Annotated in this window: 15 protein-coding genes; 5 read left to right on the top strand and 10 right to left on the bottom strand. The window is 67.2% G+C overall.

Going from position 1 to position 15,608, the window contains the following annotated elements; genetic code table 11:
- Positions 1-8: 8 nt before the first annotated feature.
- A complete protein-coding gene (gene metH, locus VE759_RS22730; RefSeq protein WP_324936649.1) occupies positions 9-3,581 on the bottom strand; it encodes a methionine synthase in 3,573 nt (1,190 codons plus the stop codon).
- Between the two features lie 79 nt (positions 3,582-3,660).
- Here metH and VE759_RS22725 point away from each other — a divergent pair, with 79 nt between their 5' ends.
- Entirely contained in the window at positions 3,661-4,542 is an 882-nt protein-coding gene (locus VE759_RS22725) for a PAC2 family protein (RefSeq protein WP_324936647.1), read from the top strand.
- On the opposite strand, the gene VE759_RS22720 is transcribed toward VE759_RS22725, so the two are convergent.
- From VE759_RS22720 to VE759_RS22685, 8 genes are all read right to left on the bottom strand, one after another.
- Complete coding sequence (locus VE759_RS22720) at positions 4,539-6,008, bottom strand: DUF1254 domain-containing protein (protein ID WP_414687982.1); 1,470 nt, start codon at positions 6,006-6,008, stop codon at positions 4,539-4,541. The genes VE759_RS22725 and VE759_RS22720 overlap by 4 nt on opposite strands.
- A gap of 142 nt (positions 6,009-6,150) precedes the next feature.
- Positions 6,151-7,389 carry a cysteine--1-D-myo-inosityl 2-amino-2-deoxy-alpha-D-glucopyranoside ligase gene (gene mshC / locus VE759_RS22715; RefSeq protein WP_324936645.1) on the bottom strand — a complete coding sequence of 413 codons (1,239 nt, stop codon included), beginning with the start codon at positions 7,387-7,389 and terminating at the stop codon, positions 6,151-6,153.
- Positions 7,390-7,413: 24 nt separating this feature from the next.
- Entirely contained in the window at positions 7,414-8,172 is a 759-nt protein-coding gene (locus tag VE759_RS22710) for a 3'(2'),5'-bisphosphate nucleotidase CysQ (protein WP_324936643.1), read from the bottom strand.
- A 57-nt stretch (positions 8,173-8,229) separates the two neighbouring features.
- Positions 8,230-9,081: an SCO1664 family protein gene (locus VE759_RS22705; RefSeq protein WP_324936641.1), complete on the bottom strand. Its 852-nt coding sequence runs from the start codon at positions 9,079-9,081 to the stop codon at positions 8,230-8,232.
- A complete protein-coding gene (locus tag VE759_RS22700) occupies positions 9,065-9,649 on the bottom strand; it encodes a DUF3090 domain-containing protein (RefSeq protein WP_324936639.1) in 585 nt (194 codons plus the stop codon). Before VE759_RS22700 ends, VE759_RS22705 begins: the two co-directional genes overlap by 17 nt.
- A gap of 141 nt (positions 9,650-9,790) precedes the next feature.
- A complete protein-coding gene (locus tag VE759_RS22695; RefSeq protein WP_324936638.1) occupies positions 9,791-10,480 on the bottom strand; it encodes a histidine phosphatase family protein in 690 nt (229 codons plus the stop codon).
- Positions 10,477-11,310: an undecaprenyl-diphosphate phosphatase gene (locus VE759_RS22690; RefSeq protein WP_324936710.1), complete on the bottom strand. Its 834-nt coding sequence runs from the start codon at positions 11,308-11,310 to the stop codon at positions 10,477-10,479. The genes VE759_RS22695 and VE759_RS22690 overlap by 4 nt, the downstream gene beginning before the upstream one ends.
- 51 nt (positions 11,311-11,361) lie before the next feature.
- Positions 11,362-11,685 (bottom strand): hypothetical protein, encoded by a 324-nt coding sequence (locus VE759_RS22685; RefSeq protein ID WP_324936636.1) that lies wholly within the window; start codon positions 11,683-11,685, stop codon positions 11,362-11,364.
- Between the two features lie 111 nt (positions 11,686-11,796).
- Between VE759_RS22685 and VE759_RS22680 the strand changes: the two genes are divergently transcribed.
- From VE759_RS22680 to VE759_RS22665, 4 genes are read left to right on the top strand one after another with little or no spacing between them, the layout of a single operon-like run.
- Positions 11,797-12,858, top strand: a complete 1,062-nt coding sequence (locus tag VE759_RS22680) for a hypothetical protein (protein WP_324936634.1) — start codon at positions 11,797-11,799, stop codon at positions 12,856-12,858.
- Positions 12,855-13,106, top strand: a complete 252-nt coding sequence (locus VE759_RS22675; protein WP_324936632.1) for a DUF5703 family protein — start codon at positions 12,855-12,857, stop codon at positions 13,104-13,106. Before VE759_RS22680 ends, VE759_RS22675 begins: the two co-directional genes overlap by 4 nt.
- A 2-nt stretch (positions 13,107-13,108) precedes the next feature.
- Entirely contained in the window at positions 13,109-14,176 is a 1,068-nt protein-coding gene (locus VE759_RS22670) for a quinone-dependent dihydroorotate dehydrogenase (RefSeq protein ID WP_324936708.1), read from the top strand.
- 38 nt (positions 14,177-14,214) lie between these two features.
- On the top strand, positions 14,215-15,054 hold the full coding sequence (locus tag VE759_RS22665; RefSeq protein ID WP_324936630.1) for an SDR family oxidoreductase: 840 nt from the start codon (positions 14,215-14,217) through the stop codon (positions 15,052-15,054).
- 9 nt (positions 15,055-15,063) lie between these two features.
- On the opposite strand, the gene VE759_RS22660 is transcribed toward VE759_RS22665, so the two are convergent.
- On the bottom strand, positions 15,064-15,600 hold the full coding sequence (locus tag VE759_RS22660) for a YbhB/YbcL family Raf kinase inhibitor-like protein (protein ID WP_324936628.1): 537 nt from the start codon (positions 15,598-15,600) through the stop codon (positions 15,064-15,066).
- Positions 15,601-15,608 lie beyond the last annotated feature (8 nt).

The raw sequence follows: 15,608 nt of genomic DNA, 5'->3' as shown, positions 1-15,608 counted from the left end.
GCACCCGCCTAGACGTTGAAGTACTTGGCCTCGGGGTGGTGCAGCACAAACGCATCGGTGGACTGCTCGGGATGTAGCTGCAGCTCCTCGGACAGTGTCACGCCGATGCGCTCGGGCTCCAACAGCGCCACCATCTTGGTGCGCTCCTCGAGGTTCGGGCAGGCACCGTAGCCGAACGAGAACCGCGCTCCGCGATAGCCGAGCTTGAAGTAATCCTCAACCGAGTCCGGATCCTCGGACGCCATCACGTGGTCGGAGAACTTCAACTCCTCGCGAACACGCTTGTGCCAGTACTCCGCGAGCGCCTCGGTCAGCTGCACGCCGAGTCCGTGCACCTCCAAATAATCCCGGTAGGCGTTGGACGCGAACAGTTCACCGGCGAAGTCGGCGATCTCCTGACCCATGGTCACCAGCTGGAACGGCAGCACGTCAACCTGATTCAGCTTGTGGGCCCGCTCCCTGGATCTGATGAAGTCGGCGATGCACAGGAACCGGCCGCGTTGCTGGCGCGGAAATGTGAACCGAAAACGTTCGGCGGCATCGGGTTTGGGCTCGGCCAGGACGATGACGTCGTCCCCCTCGGACACCGCGGGAAAATAGCCGTACACCACCGCGGCATGCGCGAGGATGCCGTCGGTGGACAACCGGTCCAGCCAGTACCGCAGCCGCGGCCGGCCCTCGGTCTCGACCAGATCCTCATACGACGGGCCATGCCCGCCGCGCACTCCGCGCAGCCCCCACTGGCCGAGGAACAACGCCCGTTCGTCGAGCATCCCGGTGTAGTCGGCCAGCGCGATACCCTTCACGACGCGAGTGCCCCAGAACGGCGGGACCGGCACATCCGCGTCGGCGGCGACGTCGGAGCGTTCCGGCACCTGCACCGGGGTCTCGGCGGCCTTGCGTTCGGCGGCAATGCGTTTCGAGCGTTCATGGCGCGCCTTGCGTTCGGCCTCCTTCTCACGGGCGGCGACGGACTCGGGGCTGTCCGGATCGGGAGCCAAGCCGCGCTTGGTGTTCATGATGGTGTCCATCAGCTTCAGGCCCTCGAACGCGTCGCGCGCGTAATGCACTTCGCCCTGGTAGATCTCGGCCAAATCATTCTCGACGTAACTGCGCGTCAGCGCCGCGCCGCCGAGCAGCACCGGGTATTTGTCGGCTACTCTGCGGGTGTTCATCTCCTCGAGGTTTTCCTTCATCACCACGGTCGACTTCACCAGCAGGCCCGACATGCCGACCACGTCGACGCTCTTGTCCTGGGCCACTTCGAGAATGTTTGAGATCGGCTGCTTGATGCCGATGTTGACGACCTCATAGCCGTTGTTGCTCAAGATGATGTCGACGAGGTTCTTGCCGATGTCGTGCACGTCGCCCTTGACCGTCGCCAGCACGATGCGGCCCTTGCCGGCGTCATCGGCTTTCTCCATGTGCGGCTCGAGGTAGGCTACCGCGGTCTTCATCACCTCGGCGGACTGCAACACGAACGGCAGCTGCATCTGCCCGGATCCGAATAATTCGCCGACGGTCTTCATGCCGGCCAGCAGGTTCTCGTTGATGATTGCCAGCGGCGGCTTCTGGGTCATCGCCTCGTCTAGGTCGGCCTCCAGGCCGTTGCGTTCGCCGTCGACAATGCGCTGTGCCAACCGCTCCAGCAGCGGCAGCGCGGCCAGCTCGGCGGCGCGCGACTCCTTCGACGACGCCGACGACACGCCTTCGAACATCCGCATCAGTTCCTGCAGCGGGTCGTAACCCTCGCCGCGGCGGTCGTAGACCAGGTCAAGGGCGACGTTGCGCTGATCCTCCGGGATCCGGTTGATCGGCAGGATCTTCGACGCGTGCACGATCGCCGAATCCAGGCCCGCCTCGCGGCACTCGTTGAGGAACACCGAGTTGAGCACCTGGCGAGCCGCCGGGTTCAGGCCGAATGAGATGTTCGACAGGCCCAGCGTGGTCTGAACGTGAGGATGGCGCTTCTTGAGTTGGCGGATGGCCTCGATGGTCTCGATGCCGTCGCGGCGGGACTCCTCCTGTCCGGTGCAGATCGTGAACGTCAGGCAGTCGATCAGGATCGACGACTCCTCGACGCCCCAGTTGCCGGTGATGTCATCGATGAGCCGCTCGGCGATCTGCACCTTCTTATCGGCGGTGCGCGCCTGGCCCTCCTCGTCGATGGTCAGCGCGACCACCGCGGCCCCGTGCTCCGCCACCAATTCCATCGTCTTGTGGAACCGGGACTCCGGGCCGTCACCGTCTTCGTAGTTGACCGAGTTGATCGCGCACCGGCCGCCGAGATGCTCCAACCCGGCGCGCAGCACCGCGGCTTCGGTGGAGTCCAGCATGATCGGCAGCGTGGACGCGGTGGCCAGCCGACTGGCCAGTGCGGTCATGTCCGCTACCCCGTCGCGGCCCACGTAGTCGACGCACAGGTCGAGTAGGTGCGCGCCGTCGCGGGTTTGCTCCTTGGCGATGTCGAGGCATTTCTGGTAATCCTCGGCGATCATCGCTTCACGGAAGGCCTTGGAGCCGTTGGCATTCGTCCGTTCGCCGATCATCAGGACGGACGCGTCCTGGGCGAACGGCATGGCCGCATACAGTGACGACACCGAGGGTTCGTACTCGACGCGGCGCTGCGCGCGCTGCACGTTCGGAATCGCTTCGGCCACCCGGCGGATGTGCTCCGGGGTCGTGCCGCAGCACCCACCCACCAGCGAAAGCCCGTATTCGGAAACGAAGCCCGACAACGCCTCGGCGAGTTCGTCTGGCTGCAACGGGTATTCAGCGCCGTTGGGTCCAAGCACCGGTAGCCCGGCGTTCGGCATCACCGAAACCGGGGTGCGGGCGTGCTTGGACAGATAGCGCAGGTGCTCGCTCATCTCGGCCGGCCCGGTCGCACAGTTCAGCCCGATCATGTCCACACCGAGCGGCTCCACCGCGGTCAGCGCGGCGCCGATCTCGCTGCCCAGCAGCATCGTGCCGGTGGTCTCCATCGTGACGTGGGCGAACACCGGAATGTGGCGGCCGGCCTGTGCCATCGCACGCCGCGACGCCAGCACGGCTGCCTTCAGCTGAAGCAGGTCCTGGCAGGTCTCCACCAGGATCGCGTCGGCTCCGCCGTCGAGCATGCCGAGCGCCGCCTCGATGTAGGCGTCGCGAATCAGCGCGTATTCGGTGTGGCCAAGCGTCGGCAGCTTGGTGCCCGGGCCCATCGAACCGAGCACGTAACGCTTGCGGTCGCCGGTGCTCATTTCGTCGGCCACCCGGCGCGCGATAACCGTGGCCTTCTCCGACAGTTCCCGGATCCGGTCGGCGATGTCGTAGTCGCCTAGGTTGGACAGATTGCAGCCGAACGTGTTGGTCTCGACGGCGTCGGCGCCGGCTTCGAAGTAGGCGCGGTGGATGTGCTCGATGACATCCGGCCGGCTGTCGTTGAGGATCTCGTTGCAGCCTTCGAGGCCACGGAAGTCGTCCAGCGTCAGGTCGGCGGCCTGCAGCTGCGTACCCATGGCGCCGTCACCAATGACGACCCTCTGCTCGAGGATCGTCAACAGGTCGGTGTCATAGTCAAGATCGTTGGCACGGCTCACGTTAATAGGATAGTCCGTCTAGACAACTGGGTATTTGGTCAAGCGCTCATCGGCCCCTGCCAAGCCTTACTCTGAGTCTGTGACCCCGTCGAAGCCTACCGGTGCCGACCTGCCCGAACTACATGACGCCGTGGTCGTCGCCGCGTTCGAGGGCTGGAACGACGCCGGCGATGCGGCCAGCGACGCGCTTGAGCATCTGGATGCGATCTGGGAGGCGGAGCCGATCATCGAGATCGACGACGAGGCGTACTACGACTATCAGGTCAACCGGCCGGTGATTCGCCAGGTCGACGGCGTTACTCGGGAACTGGTATGGCCGTCGATGCGGATCTCGCACTGCCGCCCCCCGGGCAGCGACCGCGACATCGTTCTGATGCACGGCGTCGAGCCGAATATGAGATGGCGCACTTTTTGCGCCGAACTGCTCGCGATCGCCGACAAGCTCAACGTCTCCACCGTCGTGATCCTGGGCGCATTGTTGGCCGATACCCCGCACACTCGTCCGGTGCCCGTCTCCGGTGCCGCCTACTCGCCCGAGTCGGCGAAGTTTTTCGGCCTGGAGGAAACCCGCTACGAGGGTCCGACCGGCATCGCCGGGGTGTTCCAGGACGCCTGCGTGGCGGCGGGCATCCCGGCCGTGACGTTCTGGGCGGCGGTGCCGCATTACGTGTCGCAGCCGCCGAACCCGAAGGCGACGGTGGCCCTGCTGCGCCGGGTCGAGGACGTGCTCGACATCGAGGTGCCGCTGGCCGACCTGCCGACCCAGGCCGAGGAGTGGGAGGACGCGGTCACCGAGATGACTGCCGAGGACGACGAGATCGCCGAGTACGTCCAGTCGCTGGAACAGCGCGGCGACGCCGAGGTCGACATGAGCGAGGCGTTGGGCAAGATCGACGGCGACGCGCTGGCCGCCGAGTTCGAGCGCTATCTGCGCCGCCGCGGCCCCGGCTTCCGGGGTTAGACCTTCACCGGCTTCGGCGCCTGCCACGTGCCGTTCAGGGCGTCGGGCTTGGGCCAGTACAGCCGCTGCACCAAGCGGAACGGGCCCGGTGGCGCCGGCAGCCAATTGGACTCCCTGTCAATCCCCGGCGAGGCGTTCTGGATATAGAACGTGTATCCGCCGTCTGGGTCGGCCACCAGGCTGGGCAGCATCGGCGAGTTGATGAGGTAGCGCTGGATGGGGTTGGCCACCAGCAGACTCTTCGGCAACTCGTACATGGTCAGCGACCAGAACGCGTTCACCGGCGGCAGCTGGCCGGGCGCGAAGCGATACGTATAGTTGTTGGCCCCGGTCAGCGGAGTGCCGGTCGAGTCCACATCGAACGACGGGTACATGGCCTCCTCTTTGCTGTTGCCGTAGATGCCCTCCGCCGCGCCCGCCATTCGGTAGAGGTAGTTGTTTCCGAGTTGCTCACGCGTACCGAACAGGTCGCCGGCGGTGACCTGACCGGTGTCAATCTTGTCCTTCTGCAGCTTCTGTAGTTCGGCCCATGCATCAGCCATGCCGCCCTCGATAGCCGACCGCATCTCTGGCGTGAGCTTGTCGGGATTGAACGTGCGGTCGGGCCCGATGCCGATGCTGGCGAATCGGTTTCGCAGCTCCTGTTCGGATGGCACCGTGGGCGCGAACCGCATTGTGAAACCGAGGATGTCGAAGAACTGCGGTGAGGTCTTCTGCTGATCCGGCGTCAGCGGCGGGACGAAGTCGATCGGCGGGGCGGCAGGCGGCGGGGGTTGTTTCAGAAATGCCGAGAGCGGCTGGACCTGATACCCGTCTTGGATCTTCTTGACGCTGTCGAGGTCGGACGGGCCGAGAAGCTGGGTTCGGTAGATCACCGACGCCAGGTCGGTGTCGGAGCGGATGGTCTCGTTGATGCCATCGGGTTTATCTCCCTTCCAGCCCGGTCCGGCCAGTAGATATTTGCCGCCGCTGTTGCCGGTGGTCCGGCTGCCGACGTAATGGAAGTTGTAGGTGTATCCGTCGACGAACTGCAGCGAGTAATAGCGGTTCTGTTCGATCGGCGGGACGGTGAGCACCAGCGGCTCGGTCCGCAGGTCGGCACCCAGCATCGAATACGGGGTGTCCGAATTGGGTGTCTGGATCGCGGTGTCGGCCGGCGTGAACAGCCTTGCGGTGCTGTGGATCTGGTTCCAGTCGCCCTTGTACTCGGGATCCTGCTTGTTGACCAAATACCGGTACTGCACGCGATAGTTGTCGACCATCGGAAAGCCGTAGATGTAGGCCTCCCTTGCGATGGCTCGGGCCTGCTCCGACGTGACGGCGGCCGGCGGCGTGCTCGTGGTCGTGGTTGTCGCCTGGTTCCTGTTGCCGCCGCAGCCGGCCGCCGTCGCCAGCAGCATCGCCACGGCCGCAACCAGCGCGAACCGTCTCACTTGGCAACCCGCTTCTCCATCGCTTCGCGGCATGCGCTCATCGACCGGCCGGACGCGGCGACCTCGGCGCCGATTCCGCGAGCGCCACCCGTGACCAAAGCGACTTTGCCGTTCATAGAACTCATAGCCGGGAAACGTACCTCAAGCGAGCACTGGGCGGGGCGCTGTTCAGTCTCTACAGTGCGACACCGAGCAGCGCGTCCACGCACGTCCGCACCAGCGCGGGCGAGTCGGCTTCGTTGCCGCCGCACTCGAGCGCGTCGGTAACCCAACCATCCAGTGCGGCAAGGGCTTTGGGCGTATCTAGGTCGTCGGCGAGATACCGGCGAACTCGACCGACCACATCAGTGGCATCGGGCGCCGACGGCAGCGACACCGCCTCCCGCCAGCGGATCAGCCGTGCCTGCGCGTCGGCCAGCGCCGCGCCGCTCCACGAGCGGTCCTGTCGGTAGTGCCCGGCCAGCAGGCCCAACCGGATCGCCGCCGGCTCGATGCCGTCGGCTCGCAGGCGTGAAACCAACACCAGGTTGCCCCGGCTCTTCGACATCTTGTGGCCGTCCCACCCGATCATCCCGGCGTGTACGTAATGACGGGCAAAACGCCGCTCCCCCGTGACGGCTTCGGCGTGGGCGGCGGAGAACTCGTGGTGCGGGAAGACGAGATCCGAGCCGCCGCCCTGGATGTCGAGGTCGGTGCCGATGCGGCTTAGCGCGATCGCTGCGCATTCGACGTGCCAGCCCGGACGGCCGGGGCCGAACGGTGACGGCCAGCTGGGCTCACCGTCGCGGGCCGCGTGCCACAACAGCGCGTCCAGCTCGTCGGCCTTGCCGGGCCGATCCGGGTCTCCCCCGCGTTCGGCGAACAACCGCGCCATCGTCTGGCGGTCGTAGCCGGACTCGTAGCCGAACTGCGCGGTGGCGTCGGCGCGGAAATACACGTCCGGGTGGTGTGGGTCGTCGACGACGTAGGCCGCCCCGGAAGCCAGCATTTTTTCGACCAACTCGACGATCTCGTTGATCGCCTCGGTGGCACCGATGTAGTCGTGCGGCGGCAATACCCGCAGCGCCGCCATGTCGTCGCGGAACAGCGCGGTTTCTCGGTGGGCCAGCTCGCGCCAGTCGACGCCGTCGCGGTCCGCGCGGTCGAACAGCGGGTCGTCGATGTCGGTGATGTTCTGCACGTAGTGCACGCGGTGGCCGGTGTCCAGCCAGACCCGGTGAACCAGGTCGAAGGCGAGGTAGGTCGCGGCGTGACCGAGATGGGTGGCGTCGTACGGTGTGATCCCGCACACGTACATCGTCGCCGTCGACCCTGGCGCCACCGGGCGGACCTGCCGGTCGGAGGTGTCGTACAGCCGCAGCTGCGGTCCCCGTCCCGGCAATGCCGGAACAGGTGGTGCAGACCACGATTTCATGCTCTCGACTCTAAGCCGCGTCGGTCATGGCACCGCTCGGCGGACCGCGGCCAGTAGCGGCCCCGCGACGTCGCGCCGACACATCAACAGATCGGGCAGGTACGGGTCGAATTGGTTGTAGTGCAGCGGCGAGCCGTTCAGCCGTGACGCGTGCAGGCCCGCAGCCAGCACCACGCCGGCGGGCGCCGCCGAATCCCATTCCCATTGGCCGCCGGCGTGCAGGTACGCGTCCACGTCGCCGGTGACCACGGCCATCGCCTTGGCGCCGGCCGAGCCGATCGACACCGGCTGGATCGCGACCGTCCGGCGGATGTAGTGCAGGACCGGCGGTGGGCGGCTGGCGCTGACCGCGACCCGGATCGGTCGGTTGGTGCTTTCCCTCGGGCCCGGTCCGCTCACCGTGTCGCTGCGGTGCACCTCGCCGCGCGCGGGCAGCGCGACGGCCGCGTCGGTGATCTCGGCGCCGGCCTGCCAGAGCGCGACGTGCACGGCCCAGTCGTCGCGGCCGCGAGTGGAGAATTCGCGGGTCCCGTCCAGCGGGTCGATGATCCACACCCGGTCGGACCGCAGCCGGGACAGGTCGTCGTGGGCTTCCTCACTCAGCACACCGTCGCCGGGCCGCTCGTCACGCAGCCGGTCCAGGATCAGCGCGTTGGCCCGCTTGTCACCGGCGGCGCCGAGCGCGCGCGGGTCATCGAATCCGAGCTCGTCGCGCACGTCGAGCAGCAGCCTGCCGGCATCCTCGGCGAGCTCGGCCGCCAGCGCGGCGTCGGTGCGGGTCACGCCTGCCAGTATTGCCGAATACTTAGACAGCCGACGGATCCGGCGGCTGCGCTCGGCTCAGAAGGCGGGCCAAGGTATCGGCCTGCGCCTGTCGGGCATCGGCATCACCGGGTTGTCCAGCAGCGCCTCGGCGCGCCGACGCAGCGCGATGATCTCGCGGCCGGTGATGTGCCCGCGCAGCGCGTCGGCCAGCGGACCCGCGAGCGCCTCTGCGAGCGTGGCCACGTCGCCCAGCGTCTCATCGTCCACGGGCTTGCCCGCCCAGCCCCACAGCACCGTGCGCAGCTTGTCCTCGACGTGCAGGCTCACGCCGTGGTCCACACCGTAGACGTGTCCGTCGAGCGTGGTGAGGATGTGCCCGCCCTTGCGGTCGGCGTTGTTGATCAGCACGTCGAACACAGCCATCCGGCGTAGCCGGAGATTGTCGGCGTGCACCAGCGTGACCTCGTCTCCGGCGTAGTCGTAAGCCCGCAGCACCGGCAGGTAGCCGGGCGGCACCTTCCCGGCCGGAAGCAGGTCCACAAGGTCAGGGCTGTCCTTGCAGGTGTCGAGCGACGTGTCTTCAGGCTGGTCGATCCACAGTTGCAGCATGCCACGGCCGGCCGGGCCGTCGCGAATGATGGTGTACGGCACGATGTCCCAGCCCAGCGCGACCGACACCAGGTAGGAAGCGAGTTCGCGGCCGGCCAGCGTGCCGTCGGGAAAGTCCCACAGCGGCGCTTCGCCGGCGATCGGCTTGTACACGCAGTGGGTCCGGTGCTCGTGCCATTCGGCCTCGCACAGGAAGGTCGCGTTGCTCGCCGAGCGGATGCGGCCGATGACCGTCACCTCGCCGCGGCGCAGCGCCTCCCGCCGTTCATCCCCGGGTCGCTTCGCTCCGGCGCCAGGACCGTCACTCCTCGGCGTCATCCGACCCGAACGGCTCTGCACGCCGATAGCCGTTGGTGCGCACACAAATGTGGCCGGCCGGGTCGAGCGGCTCGTCGCACAGCGGGCACGGCGGGCGGCCCGCCGAGATGACGCGGTTGGACCGGGTGGCGAACTGGCGCGCCGACTCCGGGGTCAGGAACACCCGCACCGCGTCCGGGCCCTCCTCGGCGTCATCGAGGACAACGGACGCGTCGAACTCGCTGTCGGTCACGGCCAGCAGCTCGACCACCACGGTTTGCGCCTCGGAATCCCAGCCCAGGCCCATCGTGCCGACCCGGAACTCGGCGTCGACCGGGGTGATCAACGGGCTGGTGTCGTCCACCTCGCCGGTGTCCGGCGGGATCGGGGTGCCGAAACGGCGGTGCACCTCCAACAGCAACGCGCCGATCCGCTCCGCAAGCACAGCGACCTGCTGCTTCTCGAGCACCACCGACACCACCCGGGAGTCGTGCTGAGCCTGCAGGTAGAAGGTCCGGTTTCCGGGCTGCCCGACGGTCCCGGCGACAAAGCGGTCGGGCGTGCGGAAGACGTGGATTGCGCGGGCCATTGCACTTCCAAAATACCGGGTAATGCAGTTCGGGAGTAATCGCGAAGTGGTCGCGGTGTAGTCGCGATTCAGGTCCAAGGCGCGCAGCGATGCGAGCCCCGGTGGACTCCGTCCAGGGCAGAAGCGGAGCGATTCGGGGAACTAGTCCGCGGAGCCGCCCACGACCGCGTCCTCGGGCGGCACCTCGCCCGAAGACGGCTTACCCACCAGCGTCGACGCCAACTGTGCACCGGTGTGATTGACGTGCACGACGAACGGCCGCAGTTGGGTGTAGCGGATCACGCTCATCGATCCCGGGTCGACCGTGATGCGCTGAAAACCGTCGAGGTGGATGCCGAGCGCGTCGGCGAGCACCGACTTGATCACGTCGCCGTGCGCGCACGCCAGCCACAGCGCGTCGCCGCCGTGCTCGTCGTGCAGCCTGCGGTCGTGCTCGCGAACGGCGGCCACCGCGCGGGCCTGGACCTGCGCCAGTCCCTCGCCACCGGGAAACACCGCGGCGCTGGGCTGTGCCTGCACGACCGCCCAGAGCGGCTCCTTGACCAGATCGCCGATCTTGCGCCCGGTCCACTCGCCGTAGTCGACCTCGGTCAGCCGGTCGTCGACGATCGGGTCCACACCCAGCGCCGCGGCCAGCGGCTCCAGGGTCCGCTCACAGCGCAGCAGCGGCGAGCGCACCAGCGCGCGGATCGGCACCGATGCGACGCGATCGACCAGCGCGGCCGCCTGCTCGCGGCCCTTGTCGTCGAGGTCGATGCCCGGCGAGCGGCCGGCCAGCGTGTGCGCGCCGTTGGACGTCGAATGGCCGTGGCGCAACAGGATGACGGTCACGTCGAGGCCACCACTCCGCTGCCAAGCAGGATCAACACCACGCTACCGAGTGTGACCCGATAACCGACAAACCAGTACATACTGTGGTCCACCAGGAACCGCAGCAGCCACACGATCGCCGCGAATCCCACGACAAAGGCGATCAGCGTGCCCACCACAAGCTGCGGGCCAGTCGCGCTCAACCCGTCCTTGACCGGGTGAAACGCGTCGGGCAACGAGAACAGCCCGGACGCGAATACGGCCGGAATCGCCAACAGAAAGCCGAACCGGGCGGCCAGCTCGCGGTCCAGGCCGAGAAACAGCCCGGCGCTGATCGTCGCGCCCGAGCGCGAAACCCCCGGGATCAGCGCGAGTGTCTGCGCGATGCCAACGATCAGCGCATCCGGCCACCCGAGCTGGCCGACGCCGCGAGTCTGGCGGCCGAAGTACTCGGCGGCAGCGATCACCGCGGAGAACGCGATCAGCGCGGTCGCGACAATCCAGAGGTTGCGCACCTCGCCGCGAATCTGGTCCTTGAACGCGACCCCGAGCACGCAGATGGGAATCGAGCCGATGATCACGTACCAGCCCATTCGGTAGTCGATGTTGTGGCGGTGTGCGGTGACCAACAGGCCGTTGAACCACGCCTTGGCAATACGCGCGATGTCGCGGGCGAAATACAGCAACACCGCCAGCTCGGTGCCGAGCTGAATCACCGCAGTGAACGACGCGCCGGCGTCGTCGGAAAAGAAAAGACGCGATGCGATCGCCAGGTGTCCCGACGAAGACACCGGTAGAAACTCGGTCAGGCCCTGTATTACCGACAAGACAATGACGTGCCACCAGGACATCGCCGCCGCAGTCACGCGGACGACCGTACCGTGGACGGCTGTGGAAACCCGCTAGCGGTTTTGGCGGAAACCCGTGCGAGGTAGCGGCTCTGCGTTCGCCACCGCATCGCGCACGGCGGCGATGATGCTGCGCTCGTCGGTGAGATCGATGTCGGTCAGTGTCCGGCTCGCGGTGGCGATCACGTCTTCGGCTTGCGGCACAGGGCCTTTCAGCCGCGGCCGGTACACCTCGACGACCAGCAGTCGCCGCAGTGTCCGGAACGCGAAACTGCGCCCGTCGCCGAGGTGGCCATAACCGCTGCCGTACACCCCGGTGGAGATGACCTCGATGCTGAATTCCCTACCGGCTGTGTCGCGATCGGCGGCGAGGGTCATGGGGTGAAGATACCGTCGGGGCCACCGTCCGGAGTACGGAATTGTCCGGGGAAGCCTTGCCTACACTTGTCGGTAGATAGCAACACTAATCGCACGCTCGAGAGTTACCCGTTGCCGACGCTAACGAAACCAGCCAGTCAAACCGGCTTCCGGTGGGTAGTGGTGCTGTTGCTGACGGCGGCCGGCTGCTCGTCGAGCCCGGCGGGTGGTCCGCCGACTATCGGCCCGGCCGGACCAGCGGTGTCCCCTGTGGCGACCGGCCGGCCGGCCGGGTTGGTGCGCCCGTTCGACGGCCATGCGGCGGCAGCGTTGTTCGATGCCGGTACAAAGTCGCTGGTGGTGTTCAGCCCGGGCGCGGGCGAGCAGGCACCCGGCATCGTCACCATGTTTTCCGCCGCCGGAGATCAGCCGCGGCCAGTCGCGCTGCCCGGACCCGCCACCGCGCTGGCCGGCGACGGCAGTGGCCACGCGTATTTGTCGGCGCGCGGCGGGTATTACCGGGTCGATCTTGCCTCCGGGGCCACCGCGCGCGTCGGGGTCGGCGGCCGGCAAACGACGGACTTCACCGCAATCGCCCGGCGCGCCGACGGCAAGCTGGTGCTCGGCAGCGCTGATGGAACGGCCTACACCTTGAGCTCCGACACCGAGGTGGCCGCCCGGCTCAAGATCTTCGCACGAGTGGATTCGCTTGCTGCACAAGGAAATACAGCGGTCGTGCTGGACCGCGGTCAGACGTCGGTGACGACGGTCGATGCCAGCGGCAACCACGCCGCACAGTCGCTTCGCGCCGGGGACGGCGCGACCACCCTGGCCACCGATCCCGCGGGCAGGGTGCTGGTGGCCGACACCCGCGGCGAAGAGCTGCTGGTGTTCAGCACCGATCCCCTGATGCTGCGGCAGCGCTACCCGGTACGCCAGGCCCCCTACGGCCTGGCCGGATCGTCGAGGCTTGCATGGGTGTCACAGACCGCGGCCAATGTCGTCGTTGGTTACGATCTGGCCACCGGAATACCAATCGAAAAGGTACGTTACCCAACCGTGCGGCAACCCAACTCCCTAGCCTTCGACGACGCGAGCGGGACGCTGTATGTAGTGTCGGCAACGGGAGACGGTGTGCAGGTGATCGAAGATGCAGCGGCGCCCCAGCCGCCCAACACCCAGGCGCCGCGATGACGGCAGCGGCGCGAGGGCGGCTGCCGGCAGGCTGGGACGTCGAACTGTCCGACGAGTACGAATGGATACCGCTGCGGTTGCCACCGGAGCTGACCCAGGTCAGCGCGTCGACGAGATTATCGATTGAGGCGGAGTACCGCGGCTGGGAGTTGACCCGGGTGCGCCGCTACACCGACGGCAGTCGGCGGGTGCTGCTGCGCCGCAAGAAATCACACACCAACGGCCTTACCGACCAACCGGGCCTGTAGTGCTGTACCGCGTGGTCCGGCGGGTGCTGTTCCGCATTCCCGCCGAGCGCGTGCATGCCTGGGTGTTCGCGATCCTGCGTGCGGTCACCGCGGTTGCGCCGCTGCGGCGGATGCTGCGGGGGCCGCTGGCGCCGCGGGATCCGCTGCTGGTCAGCACCGCGTTCGGGGTGCACTTTCCGGGGCCGCTCGGCCTGGCGGCGGGCTTCGACAAGGACGGCGCCGGGCTGAACACCTGGGGTGCACTCGGCTTCGGATTCGCCGAGGTCGGCACCGTGACCGCAGATCCACAGCCCGGCAACCCGCAGCCGCGTCTGTTCCGGCTGCCCGCCGACCGCGCATTGCTGAACCGGATGGGCTTCAACAACCACGGCGCAGGCGAGCTTGCGGTGCGGCTGGCCCGGCACGTCCCCGACGTCCCCATCGGCGTGAACATCGGCAAGTCCAAGCTCACCCCGTCCGAGCGTGCCGTCGACGACTACCGCGCCAGCGCGCGGCTGGTGGGCCCGCTGGCGGCGTTTCTCGTGGTGAACGTCAGTTCGCCGAACACACCCGGGCTACGCGACCTGCAGGCGGTGGAATCGCTGCGCCCGATCCTCGCCGCGGTGCGGGCGGAGACGTCGACGCCGGTGCTGGTAAAGATCGCCCCCGACCTGTCCGACCTTGACGTCGACGCGATCGCCGACCTGGCCGTCGAGCTCGGGCTGGCCGGCATCGTCGCGACCAACACCACGGTGTCGCGGGACGGCCTGCGCACCGCGGGCGTCGACGGACTGGGCGAAGGAGGTGTGTCGGGCCCGCCGCTGGCGCGTCGCTCGGTGGAGGTGCTGCACCGGTTGTACGCGAGGGTCGGCGATAAGCTGACGCTGGTCAGCGTCGGCGGCATCGAGACTGCCGACGATGCGTGGGAACGGATCACCGCCGGCGCATCGCTGATCGAGGGCTATACCGGATTCATCTACGGCGGCGGCCTATGGGCCAAGCACATCCACGACGGGATCGCCCACCGGTTGCGCGCGGGCGGGTTCTCCGGCTTGTCGGAGGCGATCGGTTCGGCGGTGCGGCGCAGCTAGCCAGGTTTTCGGCCGCGGAGACCGGTTACCCACGCATCATGGGATTTCCAGAGCAAACTCAACCCGTGCCAGGCGTCCAGGCGCACATGGATCCCGTGCCCGACTGCGGCGAGAACAGCTATCGCGGTTCAGGCAAACTCACCGGCAAGAAGGCCGTCATCACCGGGGGCGACAGCGGTATCGGGCGTGCGGTCGCGATCGCTTACGCGCGTGAGGGCGCCGACGTCTTGATCGCCTACCTCAACGAGCACGAAGACGCCAAGGAGGTGGCGAACCTGGTTGAGGCGGCCGGGCGCAAGTGTGTGCTGATGGACGGCGACCTGTCGGACCCCGATCATTGCGAGGCCGTTATCGGCCGGGCCGTCGCTGAGTTCGGCACGGTCGACGTGCTCGTCAACAACGCCGCCTACCAGATGACGCACGAGAGCCTTGAGGAGATCTCCAACGAGGAATGGGACTACACCTTCAAGCTCAATGTCGGCGCCTACTTCTATCTGGTCAAGGCGGCACTACCACACATGCGGCCGGGTTCGTCGATCATCGGAAGCTCCTCGGTCAACTCCGACATGCCATCACCGACCCTGGCGCCGTACGCCGCCACTAAGGCCGCGATCGCCAATTTCTCTGCAAGTTTGGCTCAGCTCTTGGGAGAGAAAGGGATTCGCGTCAACAGCGTGGCGCCCGGCCCGATCTGGACACCGCTGATTCCGTCGACGATGCCACCGGAGAAGGTACGCGCGTTTGGCGACGACGTGCCGCTGGGACGCGCGGGACAACCCGCCGAACTCGCAGCCATATATGTGCTGCTCGCCTCGGACGAGGCCAGTTACGTCTCCGGAGCACGAGTGGCCGTCACCGGCGGCAGACCCATTCTGTAATCACTTGCGCTACTGATTCTCCAGCTCATACGTGCCGTGGATGAGGGCCCGCGCGATCGCATTCATGAACAGATTGAATCCCAGATATGCCGGGCTGGCGTCCTCGGCCAGTTCGAGCTTCTCCACCTTGACCGCGTGCACGGCAATGAAATACCGGTGGGTCCCGTGTCCCGGCGGCGGCGCCGCGCCGACGTAGCGGCGCATGCCGGCATCGTTAACCAAAGTCAGTGCCTTGCCGGGCAATTCGCTGCCCTCCCCGACACCGGCCGGCAGATCGGTCACTGTCGCCGGGAGATTGGCGACCGCCCAGTGCCAGAAGCCCGAGGCCGTCGGGGCGTCCGGGTCGTAGACCGTGACCGCGAAGCTGCGGGTCTCCTCCGGGAAACCCGACCAGCTCAGTTGCGGGGACTCGTCCTCGCCGCCGGCTCCCATGATGCCGCTCACTTGTGGCATCGCCAGCGGCCGGCCGTCGGTGACCGAGTCCGAGGTCAGCGTGAAGGTCGGCAGCTTCGGCAGGAAGTCATACGGGTTGTATGGAAAAGGCATGGCAGGCG

The organism is Mycobacterium sp. (assembly GCF_035640695.1).
In the GTDB taxonomy this organism is placed as follows: domain Bacteria; phylum Actinomycetota; class Actinomycetes; order Mycobacteriales; family Mycobacteriaceae; genus Mycobacterium.
This window is presented reverse-complemented; position numbering and strand designations above follow the sequence as displayed.